Annotated in this window: 17 protein-coding genes and 1 tRNA gene; 6 read left to right on the plus strand and 12 right to left on the minus strand. The window is 66.5% G+C overall.

What is annotated here, in order from left to right:
- Nucleotides 1-12 precede the first annotated feature (12 nt).
- The 7 genes from ABIC53_RS03040 to ABIC53_RS03070 form a co-directional block, all read right to left on the minus strand.
- On the minus strand, nucleotides 13-1,308 hold the full coding sequence (locus ABIC53_RS03040) for an MFS transporter (protein WP_354450320.1): 1,296 nt from the start codon (nucleotides 1,306-1,308) through the stop codon (nucleotides 13-15).
- A complete protein-coding gene (locus ABIC53_RS03045; RefSeq protein WP_354450322.1) occupies nucleotides 1,305-1,889 on the minus strand; it encodes a helix-turn-helix domain-containing protein in 585 nt (194 codons plus the stop codon). The genes ABIC53_RS03040 and ABIC53_RS03045 overlap by 4 nt, the downstream gene beginning before the upstream one ends.
- A gap of 83 nt (nucleotides 1,890-1,972) precedes the next feature.
- The gene (locus ABIC53_RS03050; protein ID WP_354450324.1) at nucleotides 1,973-2,716 is read right to left on the minus strand and encodes an SDR family oxidoreductase; all 744 of its coding nucleotides are present in this window, start codon (nucleotides 2,714-2,716) and stop codon (nucleotides 1,973-1,975) included.
- A 246-nt stretch (nucleotides 2,717-2,962) separates the two neighbouring features.
- Complete coding sequence (locus tag ABIC53_RS03055) at nucleotides 2,963-3,652, minus strand: response regulator (RefSeq protein WP_354450326.1); 690 nt, start codon at nucleotides 3,650-3,652, stop codon at nucleotides 2,963-2,965.
- Nucleotides 3,649-4,845 (minus strand): sensor histidine kinase, encoded by a 1,197-nt coding sequence (locus ABIC53_RS03060; protein WP_354450328.1) that lies wholly within the window; start codon nucleotides 4,843-4,845, stop codon nucleotides 3,649-3,651. Before ABIC53_RS03060 ends, ABIC53_RS03055 begins: the two co-directional genes overlap by 4 nt.
- Nucleotides 4,842-5,684, minus strand: a complete 843-nt coding sequence (locus ABIC53_RS03065) for a hypothetical protein (protein ID WP_354450330.1) — start codon at nucleotides 5,682-5,684, stop codon at nucleotides 4,842-4,844. Before ABIC53_RS03065 ends, ABIC53_RS03060 begins: the two co-directional genes overlap by 4 nt.
- Nucleotides 5,684-6,610: an ABC transporter ATP-binding protein gene (locus ABIC53_RS03070; protein WP_354450332.1), complete on the minus strand. Its 927-nt coding sequence runs from the start codon at nucleotides 6,608-6,610 to the stop codon at nucleotides 5,684-5,686. Before ABIC53_RS03070 ends, ABIC53_RS03065 begins: the two co-directional genes overlap by 1 nt.
- A gap of 156 nt (nucleotides 6,611-6,766) precedes the next feature.
- Between ABIC53_RS03070 and ABIC53_RS03075 the strand changes: the two genes are divergently transcribed.
- Nucleotides 6,767-7,246, plus strand: a complete 480-nt coding sequence (locus ABIC53_RS03075; RefSeq protein WP_354450334.1) for a DUF2087 domain-containing protein — start codon at nucleotides 6,767-6,769, stop codon at nucleotides 7,244-7,246.
- A gap of 45 nt (nucleotides 7,247-7,291) precedes the next feature.
- On the opposite strand, the gene ABIC53_RS03080 is transcribed toward ABIC53_RS03075, so the two are convergent.
- From ABIC53_RS03080 to ABIC53_RS03100, 5 genes are all read right to left on the minus strand, one after another.
- Nucleotides 7,292-7,759: a DUF805 domain-containing protein gene (locus ABIC53_RS03080; protein WP_354450336.1), complete on the minus strand. Its 468-nt coding sequence runs from the start codon at nucleotides 7,757-7,759 to the stop codon at nucleotides 7,292-7,294.
- A gap of 77 nt (nucleotides 7,760-7,836) precedes the next feature.
- Nucleotides 7,837-8,388: a GNAT family N-acetyltransferase gene (locus tag ABIC53_RS03085; protein WP_354450338.1), complete on the minus strand. Its 552-nt coding sequence runs from the start codon at nucleotides 8,386-8,388 to the stop codon at nucleotides 7,837-7,839.
- Nucleotides 8,385-8,753: an SdpI family protein gene (locus tag ABIC53_RS03090; RefSeq protein ID WP_282501130.1), complete on the minus strand. Its 369-nt coding sequence runs from the start codon at nucleotides 8,751-8,753 to the stop codon at nucleotides 8,385-8,387. Before ABIC53_RS03090 ends, ABIC53_RS03085 begins: the two co-directional genes overlap by 4 nt.
- Before the next feature lie 110 nt (nucleotides 8,754-8,863).
- Nucleotides 8,864-9,145 carry a HesB/IscA family protein gene (locus ABIC53_RS03095; RefSeq protein WP_071917931.1) on the minus strand — a complete coding sequence of 94 codons (282 nt, stop codon included), beginning with the start codon at nucleotides 9,143-9,145 and terminating at the stop codon, nucleotides 8,864-8,866.
- A 117-nt stretch (nucleotides 9,146-9,262) separates the two neighbouring features.
- On the minus strand, nucleotides 9,263-9,901 hold the full coding sequence (locus tag ABIC53_RS03100; RefSeq protein WP_354450341.1) for a hypothetical protein: 639 nt from the start codon (nucleotides 9,899-9,901) through the stop codon (nucleotides 9,263-9,265).
- An 85-nt stretch (nucleotides 9,902-9,986) separates the two neighbouring features.
- Between ABIC53_RS03100 and ABIC53_RS03105 the strand changes: the two genes are divergently transcribed.
- From ABIC53_RS03105 to ABIC53_RS03125, 5 genes are all read left to right on the plus strand, one after another.
- Nucleotides 9,987-10,058 (plus strand) — tRNA-Arg (locus tag ABIC53_RS03105).
- A gap of 526 nt (nucleotides 10,059-10,584) precedes the next feature.
- On the plus strand, nucleotides 10,585-13,731 hold the full coding sequence (locus ABIC53_RS03110; RefSeq protein WP_354450343.1) for a helicase-related protein: 3,147 nt from the start codon (nucleotides 10,585-10,587) through the stop codon (nucleotides 13,729-13,731).
- Complete coding sequence (locus tag ABIC53_RS03115; protein ID WP_354450345.1) at nucleotides 13,728-14,510, plus strand: DUF4391 domain-containing protein; 783 nt, start codon at nucleotides 13,728-13,730, stop codon at nucleotides 14,508-14,510. Before ABIC53_RS03110 ends, ABIC53_RS03115 begins: the two co-directional genes overlap by 4 nt.
- Nucleotides 14,507-16,504, plus strand: coding sequence for a site-specific DNA-methyltransferase (locus tag ABIC53_RS03120; RefSeq protein WP_354450347.1), 1,998 nt, complete (start codon nucleotides 14,507-14,509; stop codon nucleotides 16,502-16,504). Before ABIC53_RS03115 ends, ABIC53_RS03120 begins: the two co-directional genes overlap by 4 nt.
- Nucleotides 16,505-16,508: 4 nt before the next feature.
- Nucleotides 16,509-19,628, plus strand: coding sequence for a restriction endonuclease (locus ABIC53_RS03125; protein WP_354450349.1), 3,120 nt, complete (start codon nucleotides 16,509-16,511; stop codon nucleotides 19,626-19,628).
- The last annotated feature ends 93 nt before the right edge of the window (nucleotides 19,629-19,721 follow it).

The following is a 19,721-nucleotide window of genomic DNA, read 5'->3' on the forward strand; positions in this document are numbered from 1 at the left end:
CGGCGCGGGGGCCTAGAGTGCCGCCTGTTCGTTCGGTCGCCGTTCCATCAGCCGCCAGGCTCCGCCCGTGAGGGGTGCCGTCGTGACCACGGTGTAGACGATCGCGACGATGCCGAACGATGCGAAGAGACCGAGGCCATCGGCGGCGATGCCGCCGAGCAGCGCGCCGAGCGGGACCCCTGCCCACGTGCCGGCGTTGAGCAGGCCGAAGACGCGACCGCGCATGGGCGCCGGGACGCGCTCGAGCTGCACCGCGCCGAGGATCGGGTTCAGCGCGCCGGCCGCGAGCCCCGAGACGCCGGCGGCAGCGACGAGCGCCGGGAACGGCGCGCCGAGGGCGAACACCGCGCTGGACGGGCCGCCGGCGACGAGGAAGCACAGAGCGAAGGTCACGCGCCGCGGCACCCGGTGCGCGATGAAGCCGAACGCGATGTTGCCCATGAGCGCGCACCCGCCCATGACAGCGACGATGACGGCGAGGGCTCCGGCGCCGCCGAGCTCGGCGTTCGCGTAGAGAGGCATCAGCGAGGCGCTGCGGGCCGCATCGAGCAGGTTGGTGATGAGTACCATGCCGACGATGAGCCGCATGAGCGGATCACGCACGACGAACCGGAACCCGTCGCGCAGCTCGCGCCAGTACGAGCGCCGGGCTGCGGCATCCGTGTCGCCGACGGCGGTCATTCGCACTGTCGTCGCGGGGACCATCAGGCGGGTGATCGCAGCCGAGATGAGAAACGCGGCAGCGTTCGTGACGAGCGCTGCCATCGGTCCGAGGAGAGCGACGAGCGCGCCGGCGACGGACGCGCCGATGAGCTTGGAGAGGCGCTCCGAGCCGTCGAGGAGTCCGACGCTCCGCTCGAGCCTGACGTGCGCCGCCTCCGTGAGCTCGGGCAGCATCACGCGGCGCGCGATCTGTCCGGGGGTGTCGAGCACGCCGCTCGTGAAGACGAGCGCCAGCAGAGCCCAGAAGGGCAGGCCCACCGTGAGCGCGAGCGCGGGGATCGCGAGAACCGTCACACCGCTCACGATGTCGGCGACGACCGCGGCGCGACGGCCGCCGATGCGGTCGACGACCACCCCGCCGAACACGCCTCCCACGATGACGGGCGCGGTCGCGGCGAACGCGGCCAGCCCGACCTCGACGCCCGAGCCGCCCGTGGCCAGGACGTAGAAGGGGATCGCGAAGGCCGTGATGACGTTGCCCGTCTGCGAGATCGCGTGCGCCGACAGTAGGGCGTAGAGGGCGCGGGATGCTGCGCGCCGGTGTGTCGCATCGGCCGAACGGGCAGGGGAGTCGGTCGTGGTCATGGCCGGCGGTAGGCCTGGTAGACGAGGGCGACCGGGACGGCGGTCTCGTCTGCGTCGTCGTGCCGCGCGCTTGCTTCTTGCCACCGGTGCATCAGCGACTCGAGTTCGGCGCGCATCGCTGTCAGCTCGTCGATCGTGAGGCGCAGCGTGCGGTCACCGGTCGCCCCGGCGGCCACCCACTCGGGGGGAAGAGTCGGCATCGCGTCGACGTACTCGCTGTAGCGGGCGGCGTAGATCTGCGCGATCGACTTCTCCAGCGCCGATGATGCGGCTCGTTGGGCCGGGTCATCGAGGTGTTCCGCCGGTTCCCACGTCGTCTCGGCAGCGGCGGCCTGCCACCAGCGCTCGCGCTGATCGGCGCTGCGTGGCGCGGCGGGCTCGATGAGGTCGATCGAGGCGAGTTTGCTCAGGTGGTAGCTGATTGTGCCCGGCGCTTCGTCGACGGTCTCGCCGAGCTGGGCCGCCGTCTGCGGGCCGTTCTCGCGCAGGATGCCGAGCAGCCGCAGTCGGGTCGGGTGCGCGAGCACGCGCATGGCGGCCGCCGTCTCGAGTCGAGAAGCGGAGCGATCGGCAGAGGTCATACCCGCAACGCTAGATGCACAAGAACCATTGCGCAACAGTTCTTGTGCTTTATCGGATGCGGCGGGCAGGTGCGACAGACGCCTCAGCTCTGCGCCGCGAGCCACTCCGCGAACGTGACGGTGCCGCGTTCGGCGTTCGCGTGCCCGCGCAGGCGCCCCGACGACATCGCGCGACCGAACGATCCCGGCAGGCGCATCTCGATCGTGGTGCGGCGGATGCCGCGGGCATCGAGCAGCGCTCGCACCATGTCGATGAGCAGCTCGTCGCGCGGCCCGGTCAGATCGCGCGCCCGGCCGACCGGCTCGCCCTCCGCGAGCGTGACGAGGTGCTCGGCGACCTCCTCGGCGGCGATTGGGCGGACCCGGGCCGCGGGGACCACCGTGATCGGACCCACCTTCCCGCGGACGAGCGTCTGCTCGGCGAACTCGTGGAATTGCGCAGCGCGGAGCAGCGTGTGGGGGAGCGCCCCGCGCTGCACCGCCCGCTCGTGCGCGAGTTTGCCGCCGTAGTAGGCGGCATCCACCCCGTCGATGCCGACGATCGAGAGCGCGACGAGGTGTCTCACGCCTGCGGCCGTTCCCGCCTGCTGCAGGTTGGCCGACACACTCTCGAAGAACCGGCGCGAGCGATGCCGCGAGAGCGTCTGGATGCCGCTGACGTCGACGATCGTGTCGACACCGTCCAGCACCGACGGTGGGAGCGAGCCATGCTCGAGGTCATGACCGTTGCTGCGCGCGAGCGCGACGACGTCATGTCCGCGTTCGGTGGCGATGCTGTGGACGAGCTTGCCGACGGTGCCGGTGCTGCCGGCGATCGCGATCCTCACGAGGTCAGTATGCATCGGCTCACGCGGTTCACCTGGCAGCCGTGGCCCCACCCCCCGAGCTGAAGGGGCATGAGGTGCCAAATGAAGCGCGGACTGCCGTGGGAGCTTGGGCTGCGCGAGGTGGGCATCGGCGAGGCGGTTCACTTGGCAGCTGTGGCCCCCATCCCCGACCCGAGGTGGCGCGAAGTGCCAGACGAAGCGCCAGCCCCGGCGAGCCACCCCGCCGCAGCCGTGCCGCAAACAGGCTCAGCGGTCGACGCTGACCACTCCGAGCTCGTAGGCGAGGATCACAGCCTGTACGCGGTTCGTGAGGTCGAGCTTCACGAGGATGCGGCCGAAGTGGGCCTTCACGGTCGATTCGCTCAGGTGCAGGGCCCCAGCGATCTCGGCGTTGGTCAAGCCCTGCCCGACGAGGCGGAACACGTCGTGCTCGCGCGGCGACAGCGCCGAGAGCGCATCGGGGGATGCCGGTCGGCCCGTGCGCGAGAGATGCGGCATCGCCGCGTCGATGAGCTTCGCGGTGATCCGGGGCGACACGACGGCATCACCTGCCGTCACGGCCCGCACCGCGGCGACGAGCTCGTCGGGGCGGGTGTTCTTCAGCAGGAAGCCGGCCGCGCCCGCCCGCAGCGCGCCGAACGCGAACTCGTCGAGGTCGTACGTTGTCAGCACGATGATCCGCGTCTCGGGCAGAGCCGCGGTCAGCCGGCGGGTGGCCTCGATGCCATCGAGTCCCGGCATCCGGACGTCCATGAGCACGACGTCGGGACGCAGCCGCTGCGCTGCCTGCACGGCTTCGGCGCCATCGGATGCCTCACCCACCACGACCAGGTCGGGCTGAGCCTCGAGCACGAGGCGCAAGCCGTACCGGATCAGTTCCTGATCGTCGACGAGCAGCACCGCCGTACGGGCCTCGGGCGCGCCGGGCTGGCTCATCGTTCCTCCGTCGAGAGGCGGACGAAAACCCGCCAGCCGCCGCCGGCGACCGGCCCAGCCTCCACCGAGCCATCGTAGAAGGCGGCGCGCTCACGGATGCCGACGAGCCCGCGCCCCGGAGAGGTGGGCGCGGCAGCCGGTGCCGACACGTCCTTCACCAGGATGGTCACGTCGGCGCGCTCGAACACCAGCCGCACGAGCACGTCGCGAACGTCGCGCCCGTGCCGCAGGACGTTCGTCAACGCCTCCTGCACGATGCGGTAGATCGTGAGGCTCACGGCCGCGCCCTCGGTCACGGTTCCAGTCTGCTCCAGGCGCACCGGGATGCCGGCTGACCGGAACTCCTCGACGAGCACCGGTATCCGTTCCACCCGGGGCGCCTCCGGCGTCAGAGGCGCATCGCGCTCGTCGCGCACCGCGGTCAGCAGCCGCCGCACCTCGCCGAGCGTCCGCCGCCCGGTCTCGCTCACCCGGCCGATGGCACGGTGCGCCTCGGCGGGCCGCTGGTCGACCGAGGCCTGCGCGCCGTCGGCGAGCGCGACCATCACCGCGAGGCTGTGCGCGATGACGTCGTGCATCTCGCGGGCGATGCGCTCGCGCTCGGCCGCGGCCGCGATGCTCGCCTCCTGATCGCGCTCGCGCCGTAAGTGCTCCGCCCGCTCGGCGAGCGCTGCGGCCTGTCGGCGGCCGTGCCCGGCGTTGATGCCGAGCAGGGTCGCGATGAGGCTCGCTGCGATCACCACGACGGCGATGCTCGCCCAGTCGGTGGCCCAGGCGGCGGCATCCGCTCGTGGTGCCAGGCCGAGGAGCGGCGGACCGACGCGCACCCGCACGGCGAGCGCGAGCGACGCCACGAGCGCTCCCGCGGCCGCCCACCCGAACCAGATCCACGCGCGGCGTGCCTCGTCGAGACCGACGCGGTAAAGCGCGACCACCACGAAGAGGGCCTCCGCCCCAGTACCGACGGCGAAGGATACGAGCATCAGGGCGACGGCGGCGCCGAAGCCGAGCGCCGGGTGCCGCCGCGCGGCCGCGACATCCGCCGCCCCGGCGAGCGCGAGCAGCAGCATCGGCCACAGGGGAGTGGCGATCGTCGACTCGACGGAGAGGTACCCGAGGAACAGCGCGACGATCAGATACGAGACGAGGGTGACGGCATCCGCCACGTCTCGTCGTCGCTGCGACGGGCTCACGCGTCCCTCGTCCGCAGTGCGACCGCGCCGACCACGAGCGCTGTCGCGGCCCAGACCGCGGCGATGAGCCAGCCGGCTCCGACGCTCATGTGCCCGCTCCAGAGGTCGAGGAACGGTCCGCCCTCGATTCCCACCCGGCCCATGGCGTCACCGGCGTTGCCGAGCAGGCCGAGACGGATGACGCGGGAGAGGAGCCCGAACGGCAGCACCGAGCTCAGCACCGGCAGCAGCAGCGTTGCGGCGAAGACGATGATCGATCCTGCCGTGGTCGAGCGGACCAGGGCCGTCACGCCGAGTCCGAACACCGCGCAGAGCCCGAGGTAGACGGCCGAGCCCACGAGCGCGAGCATCACGTCCGGTGCGGTGAGGGGAGCGCCCAGACCGAAGCCGTCGTAGATCGGGTTCGTGACCGCCCACGCCCCGAACACCGCGGCGAGGGCCACGGCGGTGACGGTCGTGAAGGTGACGAGCGTCTTGGCGGCCAGCATCCGGATCCGATGGGGCACGGCAACGAGCGTCGTCTGCATGGCGCCGGAAGAGTATTCGGCGCCGATCGTCATGACGCCGAAGATACCGGCGATGATCTGCCCGAGCACGACCGTCGGCACGGTCACGTCGGCCATTGTGCGCTCGATGGATGGAACCGAGGGCACGCCGGATGATTCGAGGGTCAGACCCAGGAACAGGCTGCCGCCGATTCCGACCGCCAGGATGCCGACGAGCGCGAGCACGGATGACGGCAGGCTCAGGATCTTGATCCACTCGGAGTGCACGACGGCGGTGAAGGGCGGGCGCTGCGTGCGGGCGTCGAGGCGGTGGGGCTTGGTGGTGAGGGCCATCAGTTGTCCTTCTCGTTCTGGCTCGGTGCCGACGGGTATTCGGTGGCCTGCGCGGTGAGGGCGAGGTAGGCGTCTTCGAGCGAGCCCGACACCGACGTCACCTCGTAGAGCACGACGCCCGCGGCCCCGGCGATGCGCGCGACCTCTTCGGTGGTCAGATCGGTGATGTCGAGTGCGCCGTCTTCGCGCGTGATGACGGTGACTCCGGGACGCGCGATCGCCGCCACGAGCCGCTCGGTGTCGTGCGTGCGCACCCGGACGACCGGCTGCGTCGCTCCCGCGATGACATCACGCATCGGCCCGTCGGCGATGATCGCGCCGCGGCCGATGACGATCAGGTGGTCGGCGGTCTGCGCCATCTCGCTCATGACGTGCGAGGAGAGCAGCACCGTGCGGCCCTCGGCGGCGAGCTCGCGCAGCAGGCGGCGGATCCACAGGATGCCGTCGGGGTCGAGTCCATTGATGGGCTCGTCGAGGATGATCGTCTGCGGGTCGCCGAGCAGCGCTGCGGCGATGCCGAGCCGCTGGCCCATGCCGAGCGAGAAGCCGCCGACGCGCTTGCTCGCCACGGAGTCGATGCCGGTGCGCTCCATGACCTCGCGCACGCGTGGGGCGCGAATTCGGTGGGTCGCCGCGATCGCGAGGAGGTGCTTGTAGGCCGTCCGGCGCTTGTGCGCGGCGCGGGCGTCGAGCAGCACCCCAACCTCGCGCAGCGGCGCGGGCAGGTCGCGGTACGGGCGACCGTTGACCTCGGCCGTGCCGGATGTCGGCTTGTCGAGCCCCACGATCATGCGCATGGTGGTCGACTTGCCGGCGCCGTTCGGGCCGAGGAACCCCGTCACCCGGCCCGGCTCGACGGCGAAGTTCAGGCCGTCGACCGCGACCTTCTGCCCGTACCGTTTCGATAGCGATCGAACGCGAATCATGTGTCACCTTTCGTCCCCATCGACGCTACGAAGGGGCGCGAAATGTCACATCGGACTGCGGTTCGGACTTGCCCGGCGCACCAGTACCTGGGTCTACATGGGCTCGAGGGGCGCGGTCGTCTTGCTGCGCGCGCGTGGCTCGGTGAGGATCGAGGAATGTCCGACTCGTCGCTGCGTCCGGTTCGTTCCCTCGTCATGATGCTTCGGAGCCCGCGGCTGCGGGTCGCCTTCGCCGACCTGATCGGGCCGACGCCGTCGGCATCCGTCGATGGAGAGTCGGAGGCGTTCGTTCGAAGCGGCGTCGCCGAACGGACGGATGACGGCGTGCGCCTGAGCGAGAGCTTTCTGGATGACGCGCTCGCCGCGCTCGACGTTCAGCTCGGTGCTCTCGCCGTTCTGCAGGGGTCGCGGATCTCAGCGGGCGACCTCGCGCTCGACGAGCTCGACCCCGCCGTGGCGGCGGTAGCGCGCCGGGTCGTCGGCGCGGGCGAACGGGTGAGCGAGCCGGCGCTCAACGAACGGCTGAGCATGTTCGTGACGGATGCCGCGTTCTTCCGCCGTCACGCCGTCGACACCGGAGTGCTCGCGCGCACAGCCGATGGGGCGCTGTACTGGCTCGCCGATCGCGGCGAGTGACGGCGGGCAGCTTCTTGCGCGCCTCGGGTTACGGGGCGGCGGCGGTCACCTGTCGAAGCGGGCTCCGGCGGGGTTGCTCGGCAGTGCGCAGAGCACGAGGACCGCGATCCCACCGATCCCGGCGATCAGACCGAGGAACCAGAACGGACCCGCCAGGTTCGCGTCGTGCAGTCGTCGCCACGAGAGCGCGATCATCGGAATGAGGGTCGCGAGCTGCCACAGCACGAAGAGAAGTGCGCCCACGCCGAGGAGCGGTCCGGGTTCGTTCCGGCCGGTGAGTGGGTCGGTCGTCATCCCGGCGAACGCGCCGATGATCATGAACACGGTGATGGCCGTCACGACGAGAAAGTGTGCGAGGTACCAGAACCAGAATTCGCTCCGGCTCGCGCGACCTGAGAAGGTCACGTACTTCCGCCAGAAGCGGGCGAAGGCCTGGCCGAACGAGGCGCCGTAAAGAGGCTGCGACAGGGGAGTGGGCCCGGAAGCGGGAGCTTGGGGAGCGGCGTAGGTCACAGGATCCTCCAGTGGGTGGTTCGACTCACGAGAATGGTGCGGGCCTATCCTGCCGTATTCGTGCGCTCGCCCGCGGGCTATCTCGCGAGGATTCTCTGGAATAGCCGGTGGTCCTGCCAGCGCCCGGCGATGAGCAGGTATTGAGGTGCGAGCCCGAATTCGACGAAGCCGCACTTTCTGAGCACGGTTTGCGAGGCGACGTTGTCGACGAGCGTGCCGGCCTGGATGCGGTGCAGGTGAAGCTCGTCCGCCGCGAGGCGTGAGATCTCGTTCACCGCTGCGGTCATGAGGCCGCGACCTGCGTAGCTCTGGTCGATCCAGTAGCCGAGGTTGCCGCTCTGAAAGGCTCCGCGGGTGATGCCCGAGAGCGTGATCCGCCCGATGATCCGCGATCCGTGGGCAAGGACGAGGGGGAGTGCCGTACCGGCCTCGCGGCCAGCGACGAGCGCGGCGATCTCGGTGCGCTGACCTGCCTCGGTGGTGAAGTTCGCCGGGCGGAGGGGCTCGAAAGGTGCGAGGTATTCGCTATTCACGCGGTACGCCTCGGCGAGGGCCGCCGCATCCTCTGGGCGGAGCGACCGCAAGACGACGTCGTCGTGCAGGTCGATCTCGACGGGCGTTGGTGTCATCGCGCTGCCTCGGTTGCCGCCAACGCCGCTTTGGTGCCGACGCGGGTTCCCCACATCATCACGATGATCATGAGCGCGGCGCCCACGAGCACCATGATCCCGAGCGCTGCCGGCGGCATCGGCACGAGAGAAATCACGCCGATTGCGATGGACAGGTAACCGGTGAGGAGGGTCGCCCCCTTCGAACGTTCGTGGGCAGCAAGCCAGGCTTCGTCGCTGGCCATGGTGCTGGGTGTGCGGATGCCGGCGAGCGAGTTCCGCCTCAGCTTTCCGGATGCCGCGGCCCGCGCCATCCAGATCAGCAGAGCACCCGAGCCGGCCATCGTGACGAACAGGACGATGCGGGGGATGATCTCGGCTTCCATCCCTTCGACCCTATCGACGGGTCTTTCAGGATGCCGGGCCTGTACAGACGAGAGCCCCGACTTCCGCGCTGAGGATGCGGATGCCGGGGCTCTCGAAGTCTGTCGGGGTATCAGCCCCGGACGCCGAGCGCGAAGCTGATCGCGCCCTCGCCGTCGACCTGCGCGTCGAGCACGCGGTCATCCAGCGCAAGGGCCGCGGCCGGGTCGACGAAGATGCGAGCACCGTCGGCTTCGACAACGGCATCCTCGCTCTGCGGAGCCTCGGCGAGGGACAGGGCGAAGCCGGTCTCGGGGGAGCCGGAGTCGCTGATGCGGATGCCGCCGGTCTCGGCGGGGATCTGGGCGGTGAGGTTCTTCACCGCGGTGGCGGCGTTCTCGGTGAGCGTGAGCATGAAGCTCTCCTTCCGTGGATTGCTGCGGAGCCCGCCACGATTCCGAGAATCCGAGCCGAACGCAAACGTGACCGCCGACTCCCAGGGGATTCTGAAGGTCGGCGGGCGACTACCGCGTCAGAGGGTTTTAGCGAGAACGAAGCTCACGATCAGCCCGAGCAGTAGGCAGCAGACCCACGCGGTCGCCGCCGACACGTACCAGTTCTGGCGGAGCTCGAGACCGAGGCGATCCGGGTGGTCGCGCGGGGTGCGGCGGAGGCTCCGCTGTGTGATGAGCATCGGCGGAACCATCAGCACGAAGCAGAGCAGCAGGCCGATCAGCTGCAGGAGCGCGCTCGATGACCGTCCCCCGGGAGCGATGATCTGCCACGCTTCGGCCAGGGCGAGAGTGATGTTGCGTGGCCCGCACAGCGCGGCGAGTCCCGCGGCGCCGATGACCATGACGAGGATGCGGAGAGCGCGATCCGGTGTCGTCACGGAGGCTGTCGGCGGCGTGGCGCCGTGGTGTTGATGAGCCCAGAACTCGCGATGTGCACGCCGTCCTGCGAGCGGCCACACTGCGACGGCGATGAGTCCCGCGATCACCCAACCGAGCCACTCGTCGCCTTGCATCGGGATGCCGAGGGCGTCGAATGCGATCAACCCGCCGATCCAGGTGGCCATCGTGGCGAAGAAGAGCACGAACGCGGCGAGGATTCCGAGTGCCATCCGCACCGGCCTGCGCGGTGGCGCGGCGGCTGAGGCATCTCGGGTCACGTTGGTCAGCATAGGGCTGGGGTGCGCCGGGGTTGAGGAGGGACGGGATGCCGCGGCCCGCGGCCGTCTAGACTTGGAGCGCCTTGCCTCTGTAGCTCAGTGGAAGAGCCACTCCGTCCTAAGGAGCGGGTCGGGGGTTCGAATCCCTCCAGGGGCACCGTCATGCTCACGGCTTCCACCTTGATGCGGGAGCTGATCGCGAGTGATGTGGCCGTGGTTGTTGCGGCGCGATTCGGATATTGGAGGCTGGTCAGCCTGCGCGCTTCACCGTGTTCGCGAGACGGCCTTGGCTGCCGAGTTCGCGCTTGTGATGAGGCGCGTCGCTAGAGAACAGTTCTCCGGAATCCTTCGCTGAGCACACCTGATTAATTGTGGTAGCGAGCTCGTTCGAATCGGCCGAGCTCAGAAACCGCGCGTGTTCTCGAAGATGTGGCAGGGCGAGTCGATGGGCTCTAAACGCTCTGCGGCAGGCGGGGACGATCTGGCTCGTTCCGCCCCTGGAACCCCGCGGCCGGACAGAGCCGCGGGGAATCAACCCGCACTCCGCGGCGATGCGCGCGCGGTCGCTGGTCTTTCCCCTTGAGTTGAACCGGTAGCATCGCCACAGGTCCGCGCCTTGATCGCGCGGATAAGAGCGATTCACTTCGGGTTGGGGGCAAGCTGTGGAAACTGGAGGCGGCCGGTTGCTGGACGCGTTGCGCCGTCACCTGGCAAGCGGAGCATCCCTCGACTCACTCTCTGAGTCCTTCTCAGTCTTCGTTCATGAGGCACTCAAGGGTGACCTCGCTGAAGTCGACGCCCGTCTCCTCCTCTGGAGGGACAGCCTTGCGCACCACCCGCTGAACGGCCTCGAGGAAGAGAATCTCCTCAGAGCTCGCCTCGACCAGCATCGTGTCGCCCGGGAGTTCGTCGCATGGGCCGAGCATAAACTCGAGGTCAGGTCGCTGACCAAGCGCACCCGCGACACCTCGACGATCGTTCACGGGGCAAGCCCGCTCGCGGTTCAGGGCGCTGGGCTTGAGGCGGAGAGTCTTGGCCTGGTCGCTTCGCCGAGCTTGCACATGCCCTTCGGAACCACCGACCAAGCGCAGGTGGCGCAGATTGCCGAGCACTTCCAGCGTGCATGGAACCATCCCACGGCGACCGTTGCCGTGCGCGAAGATTTCTTTGAAGCAGCGCGTGCTCTGTATGAGAATCGCGCTCCAGAGTCCCTCTACCTCCGCATCCTGACGTCCCTCTTCAGCGACTTCGTCGACGAGTCGGGCGAGGAGACCGAGCGGCGTAGCCTCACCGGTTTCTACGACACTGAGGTGTGGAAGAAGCTCTACAAGTTCCAGCGGGACGGAGTCCTCGGCGCGATTGAGAAACTCGAGCGCCACAACGGCTGCATCATTGCGGACAGTGTCGGCCTCGGAAAGACGTTCGAGGCGCTCGCCGTGATCAAGTACTACGAGCTCCGCAACGACCGCGTGCTGGTCCTCGCCCCCAAGCGCCTACGAGAGAACTGGACGCTTTACCGCGCCAATGACGCACGCAACCCATTGGTCGCCGACCGCTTCAACTTCGACGTTCTGAATCACACGGACCTGTCTCGCGAAGCCGGCATGAGCGGGGACATCGACCTTGCTCACCTGGCGTGGGGCAACTACGACCTCGTGGTGATCGACGAGTCGCACAACTTCCGCAACAACCCCCAGAGGGACGACCGCACCACGCGCTACGAACGGATGATGAATGCCGTCATCAAGTCCGGGGTGCGCACCAAGGTGCTCATGTTGTCGGCAACCCCGGTCAACACGCGCCTCGCCGACCTGCGCAACCAGGTTCTCTTTGCGACCGAGGGCGACGACCGGGCACTCGCGCGCGAGGGCGTGAAGGACATAGGTCAGACTCTCCGCCAAGCACAGACGCGCTTCAATGCGTGGCAAAAAATCCCGGATGAGCAGCGCACCGCGAAGTCTCTCGTCGGGATGCTTGGCATGGACTATATCCGGCTGCTCGATCTGCTCACGATCGCTCGCTCCCGCAGGCACATCGAGAAGTACTACGGCGTCGAGGACACGGGCAAATTCCCGGAGCGGCTCGCTCCGATAAACCTGACTCCAGGCATCGATCTCGACGGCACCATGATCTCGCTGGACGAGATCAACCGAGCGATCCTGCGGCTCACCCTCGCTGCCTACAAACCCACCAGCTACGTGCGCGAGGGACTAAAGGAGAAGTACGCAGAGGTATACGACCGGTCGCTCCGCACCGGTGGTGCCCGCAAATGGGTGCAGACGGACCGTGAGAACAACGTGGTGCACCTCTTGCGAGTCGGCCTGCTGAAGCGACTCGAGTCCTCGGTGAAGTCGCTCGGCCTCACGCTCGGGAAGATCCTCGACACGATTGATGCGTCGATCGAGCGTTTGAACGAGTTTGAGGTCGACGGAGCGCAGGGTACGTCCATCCAGGACGACGGCGCGGCCGCAAATCTCGGGCTCGACGACCCGGACCTGGACGATGCGGTGGGCGGCAACGTCAAGGTGTATCTCCAGGACATGAACCGCAGTGGTTGGCGGCAAGACCTGGAAGCCGACCGCGAGACCGTGGCCACGCTCCTCGCCGAGGTGACCAAGGTGGACGTCTCCCGTGACGCGAAACTGGCCGAACTCAAGAAGTTCCTTCGCGACAAGGCAGAGAATCCGACGAACGAGGGCAATCGCAAGGCATTGGTCTTCACCGCGTTCAGCGACACGGCCCAGTACCTCTATGAGCATGTGGGGCAGTGGGCCCGGCGCGAGCTCGGCGTCAATGTCGCCCTCATCACGGGGCAGTCGACGAAGAGCACCGTCACGGGTCAGCGTCAGGACATGCACGTCGTGCTGACCGCGTTCTCGCCGATCTCCAAGGGCGGCAACCCCGACGGCGACGCCATCGACTTTGTCATCGCGACCGACGCGATCTCCGAAGGGCAGAACCTCCAGGACTGCGACACCGTCGTCAATTACGACATCCATTGGAACCCGGTCCGCATCGTGCAGCGATTCGGACGCGTGGATCGGCTCAGCTCGTCGAATACGTCGGTCCAACTCGTGAACTTCTGGCCCACGGAGGACCTGGACTCTTACATCAATCTCGAGGGCCGCGTCTCGAGCCGGATGAAGCTCCTCGACGTCTCCGCGACGGGCGAGGAGAACGTGCTCGACTCGTCGGATATGAATGACCTCGACTACCGGCGCCGCCAGCTTGAGCAGCTGCAGAAGGCTGCGCCGACGATGGAGGATCTGGCGGGTGGGCTGTCGATCACTGACCTCACGCTGTCTGATTTCCGTATGGATGCCTCATCGCGGCCTAGAGCCGAGCTTCAGCGGATCGACGAGTGGCCGCTGGCGCTCTTCGGTGTCGCAAGGTTCGACGCGGCACTTGAGTCTGACGGGCTCTCTTCCGGGGCCGTCTTCCTCCTTCGAGTCAGGGACGATGCGATTGGCTTCTCGCAGGCGTATCCGCTTGCTCCTTACGTGCTCGCCTTCGTTCGGGATAATGGAACGCTCGCCCACGCAATCGAGGAGCCGAAGCTCGCGCTCGACGTTCTTCGCAGGCATGCCCTGGATCGCACCGAGCCGGACGATGCGGCAATCGCCGACTTCGAAACATCAACCAGGCGCGGTCGCGACATGAGCCACTACCGGAGTCTGTTGAGCGCTGCGGTGGAGGCTGCCTCGGGCCACGCCGAGCAGAAGCTCGCCGCCTCCATCTTCTCCGCCGCTCCATCCTTGCTTGGCTCCGATGCGACGACGCCTGGGCTGGAATCGGTCGATGTCGTGGCGTGGATGGCGATCGTTCCGTGACTTCTGGGTCACTTGACGTCGTCGAAGTACTCGGGCTTCCTGCACGTGCGCGCGAGATGCATCGACTCACTAAGAAGGACATAGTCGAGCAGTGGGAGCAGTCAGCCCCTGCCGACGCGCGTCTCCTCGGACGGGCGATCAGCTCGGCAAGGATCGTGGGCGTACTGAGCCCCGCGACGACTGGTGTGCCCGCCGGGCGCGACCCAGATCGCCCCGTGGACATGATCCCGGTGCTCGAGGTGAGAATTGCCGACGACGTCAAAGCGAGGGACGAGCGGCGCGCCGCCGAGCTACTACACCGCGCGATGCCCCGGCCAGCAGTCATCGCGATGTCCTCGCCCCAAGGAGCCCCCGGTCTCTCACTGGCCCTCACTCGGCTCAGCAAGATCGACGCGGGCAAGTCGGTCGTAGAGGAGCACCTGACGGTGCCGATCAACGGGATCGCGGTGACGTCTCTACACGTTGGCGGACTCGACCGCACCGACCTTGGCTCGCTCTATCAAGACCTCGTGCGACGAGCAGCGGCGGACGGGCGGCCCGCTCCGAGTCTGCGTGACGCCGATGAGGCGGTTGAACTCCGGCACCGACTTACGCATCTCAACGAAGATCTTCAGTCGACTATTCGAAGCGCTGCGCGCGAGAAATCCATGCAGCGGCGTATCCAGCACAACGGCGGGGCCCACGACCTTCGCGAACTGATAGCCCAAACTCGGGACGCGCTCTATGAAGCGCCCGCCCATCAGACCCGAACTAGCGACGACCCTAAGGTAGGACCGTGACAACGCCCGCAGACGACGCCAGCATTGAGTACGCCCCGATCGAAGAGCTGAGCGGCAGGGGGGAGGCCACCGACAACATCGCGCGGCTTGCGGAACTGTTCCCCGACGCGGTCCCGGAAGGGCGGGTCGATCTCGATGCGCTGCGGGGGCTGCTCGGAGAGGACGCCGAGCCTGCCGGTAGCGAGACGTCAGGACTCCGGTGGGTTGGAATGGCCGATGCACGTCGTCTCTCGACCTTGCCCGCGACCGGGACGCTCTTGCCTCGCCCGGATGAGTCCGTCGACTGGGACTCCACGCGAAACATCGTGATCGAGGGTGACAACCTCGAGGTGCTCCGGCTCCTTCGCCGCGGCTACACGAACGAGGTCGACGTCATCTACATCGACCCGCCATATAACACCACGAACGACTTCGTTTACGACGACAGCCGCGTTTCGACGGTGTCTGAACACGAGGCTAACGCCGGCCTGCGCGACGAAGAGGGTGTCACCCAGGTCGGCTCCGGGTCCGACCGCGCGGCGGAACGTCGACTTGCTTCGGCCAGGCACGCCAAGTGGCTTTCCATGATGTACCCGCGCCTGCTCGTGGCGCACTCACTCCTGAAAGAGACGGGCGTGCTGATCGCGGCGATCGATGACAACGAACACGCTCGTCTGAAGCTGCTCCTCGACCGTGTCTTTGGCGCGGAGAACTTCATCTCCAATGTCGTCTGGGACGGTGCGAGGAAGAACGATTCTCAGCTCATAAGCAACAGCGCCGACTATATGCTGATCTACGCGAAGAACGCGTCGACGCTCGCAGACGTGAGGTGGCGGGAGCCGAAGGAAGGCGTCGATGAGGTCTTCGCTGCGGGAGAGGCAGCATGGGCTGAGTCCGGACACGACCCGGCAGTCGCCACTCGCCTGCTTCGTGACTGGTTTTCCTCGCAGCCCGAGGGTCGGTTCACTGCTGGGATTACCAACTACAACACCATCGATGATGAGGGGCGGATCTATTATGGCGACAGTCTGAGGAAGCCCCAGCCGACAGGTACCTCTCGTTACGACTTGATACACCCCGCGACCGGGGAGCCGGTTCGGATGCATCCGAATGGGTGGGTCTTCTCTAGGGAGACAATGGCAGAAAAGATCCGCGAAGGTCGGATCCTTTTCGGTTCCGATCACACCACGATGGCCTACTACAAGCGCTACTTAAGTGAAGCGGTCGAGCAGGTGCCTAAGTCCGTGTTCATGCGGACGCGACGGAGTGCTAGCCAGCGGCTGGCTGCGCTTCTTGAATCTTCTGTGTTCCCTTTTCCCAAGGACAGCGACGAACTCGCGCGCTGGTTCAAGATGATCGCTAGCGATGACGCACTGATCCTTGACTTCTTCGCAGGATCGGGATCTACAGGGCACGCGCTCATGGACCTCAACGCGGCTGACGGCGGAAACCGCCGCTACATGCTCGTTCAGCTCGACGAGAAGATCGGGAACGGCGGCTACGACACCATCGCCGACATAACCCGGGAACGTCTCCGTCGGGCTGGCAAGAAGATCGCAGAAAATCTCACGCTCGAGTCCGCGCACATCGACCTCGGCTTCCGTTCCTATCGCCTCGGGCCGTCGAACCTCAAACCATGGGATGGAACTGGCGAACTCAACCTTATGGAGTCCGCCGACAACCTCGTCGAGGGTCGGTCGACTGACGACCTGCTCGTCGAGATGATGCTCCGCCTCGGCATCGAACTCACAACGCCCGTCGAGGCTCGTGAGGTTGCAGACAGCACGCTCTATAACCTCGGTGGCGGCACGCTGTATGCGTACTTCGGGGACAACGTGACGACCCAGCAATCGATCGAGGTGGCACGGGCGCTCGTGAAGTGGCGCGACGAGAACCCCGTCGACTCGGACGTGACCATCGTCGTCCGCGACACGGGCTTCGTTGACTCTTCCGCGAAGCTGAACCTGGACGCCGCGGTGAAGCAGGCCGGCTTCACCACCTTCCGGAGCATCTGACGCGATGAAGTTCTCCTTCGACGCCGATCTCGACTATCAGCGCGCGGCAATCGATGCCGTGACCGGCCTGTTTGCCGGCCAAGACGTGATGACGGGCGCCTTCGACGTTTATGCCCATCCGGCTCTTCACGCGGGGTTCCAGGGCATGGCGGATACTGGTGTTGCCAACCGGCTCGTGCTCGACGAGGACTCCGTCCTCGAAAACCTCCACGCCGTCCAGGAGAGCTCCGGCTTCGCGCCGGAGCCGACTCTCGCATCGTCGAACTTCACGATTGAGATGGAAACCGGCACGGGAAAGACCTACGTGTACCTCCGGACCATCTACGAGTTGAACCAGATGTACGGGTTCACCAAGTTCGTCATCGTGGTGCCGTCGGTCGCCATCAAGGAAGGCGTGCTTACTTCCCTCGGGATGCTAAAAGAGCACTTCGGTTCCCTGTACGGCAACGCACCGATGCAGTACTTCCAGTACGACGGAAGCAACCCGTCCCGTGTGCGCTCGTTCGCGACCTCATCGGGCATTGAGATCATGGTCGTCACAGTGGCGGCAATCAACAAGGCGTCGAACACGATCCACAAACCGGTCGAGTCCCTCGACGACGAGCGGCCGATCGACCTGATCGCGGCGACGAAGCCCATCGTGATCGTCGACGAGCCGCAGAGCGTTTATGGCGATGACGGGAATCCGCGGAGGAGCAAGGGCGCCGGTCGTGTCGCGATCGAGAAGTTTGACCCGCTCGCAGTCTTGCGTTACTCGGCAACCCATCCCAAGTTCGACAAGGGGAACCTGGTCTATCGCCTCGATGCCATCGCGGCGTACGAGAAGCAGCTCGTGAAGCAGATCGAGGTCGATTCGCTGGTGACCGAGTCCAGCGGCAATTCGCCATACGTGCAGCTCAAGAGCGTGAAGCGGACTGCTGGCAGGTTCAGCGCGCGCATCGAGGTGGACGCGGAGCAAGGCGGGCGACTGGCCCGTCGGACGGTCTCGGTGCGCGACGGCGACAACCTCCAGTTCGTCACCGGTCGTGATCTTTACAAGGACCTGACTGTGACTGAACTGAGCGTCGCGCCAGAGCGGATCCGCTTCGACACCGTCGCTGAGCCGCTTCACCCAGGGGAGTCGATCGGTGGCGAAGTCAGCCTGGGTGAGCGGGCGCGTCAGATGATCGCTCAGACGATCCGCCAGCATCTCCGCAAAGAGAGGGAGTTCGCTTTCTCTGCTCTGCCGATCAAGGTGCTGAGCCTTTTCTTCCTCGACACGGTTGCCAAGTATCGCGAGTACGACGCCGACGGCGTGGCGCAACCGGGGGAGTATGCGCGCATCTTCGAGGACGAGTACGCGAAGATCTCGCGCGAGGCCGAGTTCTCGACCATCCTCCCGGAGCAGCCCGCCGACGTCGTCGCCCGCACTGCTCACCAGGGCTACTTCTCTGTCGACCGCAACAAGAAGAGCGGCGCAGAAAGGCTTGTCGACACCGCCGAGAACACCGCTGCGGGTCGGCAGCAGGCCGAGTTCGCGTACGAGCAGATCATGAAGGACAAGGTTGGGCTCAGCACCCCGGGCACTCCGATCCGCTTCATCTTCAGCCACTCGGCTCTCCAGGAGGGTTGGGACAACCCGAACGTCTTCCAGGTGTGCGTGTTGCGCAACATGGGTTCGGATCGTTGGCGCCGTCAGAGTATCGGTCGCGGTCTGCGACTCGCGGTGGACGGCAATGGCAACCGGATCCGCGGCTTCGGCGTCAATCGCCTAACCGTCATCGCCAACGAGTCTTTCGAGGAATTCGCTGAGCAGCTCCAGCACGAGCTTGCGGACGACCTCGGCATCGAGTTCGGCAAGGTCACTATCGATGGATTTGCACGACTCACTTTCAAGGATCCCGATCAGGGCGGGAAGGTCGTTCCAGTCGGCAACGACTCGGCACAGGAGCTCTTCGCGAGGCTCGTCGCCGGCGGCTACGTCGACAAGGCTGGCGCCGTTCAGGAGCCTTTGCGCAAGGCCATCACGGAGGATAGCGAGAGCCTCAAGACTCTGGTCAGGGATGTTGTCGGGAGCGACACCGCGCAGATCGCGCTACTCGGCCTGCTCAAGCGGCTGGCGAAGCCAATCGATATCAAGAAGGCTTCCGAGCGCGTTGTGGTGCCCGTGGTGCGCGAGCGGCTCGAGAGCCCAGAGTTCGAGGCGCTGTGGAACCGCATTCGGCATCGAACTGAATACCGACTGCACGTCGACGAGGACGACCTGCGCGAGACACTGATCAGTAAGCTGCGAGAGATGGAGCCCGTCCGCAAGCGCAAGGGCGAATGGCGGACGTCTCGCGTCGACCGGATCGACCAGAGCGGTCTCACCGCCGACGTCGCGACCATCCGCCGCGCGGATGTGACCTACGCGGACTTGGAGGACCTGCCCGACATCCTGTCGGTGCTAGCCGACAGGACGCAGCTCACGCGCGCGACGATCGCCTCGGTTCTCACCGAATCGGGGACGCTGCCGCAGTTTCGCGGCAACCCCCAGGCCTACGTGGAACGAGTGTCGAAGCTACTGAACGAGACGAAGGCGCAGTTTCTCGTCAGCGGTTTAACATACGACCTTGTCGCCGACGATCGCCCTGACGAGGAGCGTTGGTACCCGCTCACCCTGCTTGAGCAGGCGGACCTCCAGGGCTATGTGGGCAACGGCGGCAACGTCGTCGTCAATAGTGACGGTGAAGCGATCGACTTCAGTGCCAAGTCCCCGTACACCCATGTCGTGTCGGATTCTCAGGTGGAGTCCGTCTTCGCGCTCGAAATGCTTCGACGCGAAGACGTGAAGTCCTTCGTGAAGCTTCCCTCGAACTTCACAGTTCCCACGCCCTTTGGGAAGTACAACCCAGACTGGGCGGTCACGGTGGAGACACCCGATGGGGGCCGCCACATCGTCTTCGAAACGAAGGGGACGACGAACACGGCACTGCTGGGTGGGTTCCAAGAGCCGAAGACGATCGCTGGCCGGCTGCACTTCTCGACCGTGGCGGAACGGCTTGGCTACGTAGATCTGTACTACGCGGTGGGGGTCGACATGGACGATCTCGATGGCGCGGCACGGCACGGCACGACAGACGCGCTCCGAGAGCCTGATTATTAAGGGCCATAGTTCCCCCGCGGCCGCCGGCTGCCGGACTACAACACTGGGCTGGACGCCCTCGAAAAGTGCGCTGCGAGGGGATCGCGTCGGACG

The organism is Microbacterium sp. 1262 (assembly GCF_040544895.1).
GTDB lineage: Bacteria > Actinomycetota > Actinomycetes > Actinomycetales > Microbacteriaceae > Microbacterium > Microbacterium plantarum.

What these genes read in the sequence shown, in the direction of transcription:
- ABIC53_RS03040 (WP_354450320.1), bottom strand. Translation starts at nt 1,308, where the DNA reads ATGACCACGACCGACTCCCCTGCCCGTTCGGCCGATGCGACACACCGG.
- ABIC53_RS03045 (WP_354450322.1), bottom strand. Translation starts at nt 1,889, where the DNA reads ATGACCTCTGCCGATCGCTCCGCTTCTCGACTCGAGACGGCGGCCGCC.
- ABIC53_RS03055 (WP_354450326.1), bottom strand. Translation starts at nt 3,652, where the DNA reads ATGAGCCAGCCCGGCGCGCCCGAGGCCCGTACGGCGGTGCTGCTCGTC.
- ABIC53_RS03065 (WP_354450330.1), bottom strand. Translation starts at nt 5,684, where the DNA reads ATGGCCCTCACCACCAAGCCCCACCGCCTCGACGCCCGCACGCAGCGC.
- ABIC53_RS03070 (WP_354450332.1), bottom strand. Translation starts at nt 6,610, where the DNA reads ATGATTCGCGTTCGATCGCTATCGAAACGGTACGGGCAGAAGGTCGCG.
- ABIC53_RS03075 (WP_354450334.1), top strand. Translation starts at nt 6,767, where the DNA reads ATGTCCGACTCGTCGCTGCGTCCGGTTCGTTCCCTCGTCATGATGCTT.
- ABIC53_RS03085 (WP_354450338.1), bottom strand. Translation starts at nt 8,388, where the DNA reads ATGACACCAACGCCCGTCGAGATCGACCTGCACGACGACGTCGTCTTG.
- ABIC53_RS03090 (WP_282501130.1), bottom strand. Translation starts at nt 8,753, where the DNA reads ATGGAAGCCGAGATCATCCCCCGCATCGTCCTGTTCGTCACGATGGCC.
- ABIC53_RS03095 (WP_071917931.1), bottom strand. Translation starts at nt 9,145, where the DNA reads ATGCTCACGCTCACCGAGAACGCCGCCACCGCGGTGAAGAACCTCACC.
- ABIC53_RS03125 (WP_354450349.1), top strand. Translation starts at nt 16,509, where the DNA reads ATGAAGTTCTCCTTCGACGCCGATCTCGACTATCAGCGCGCGGCAATC.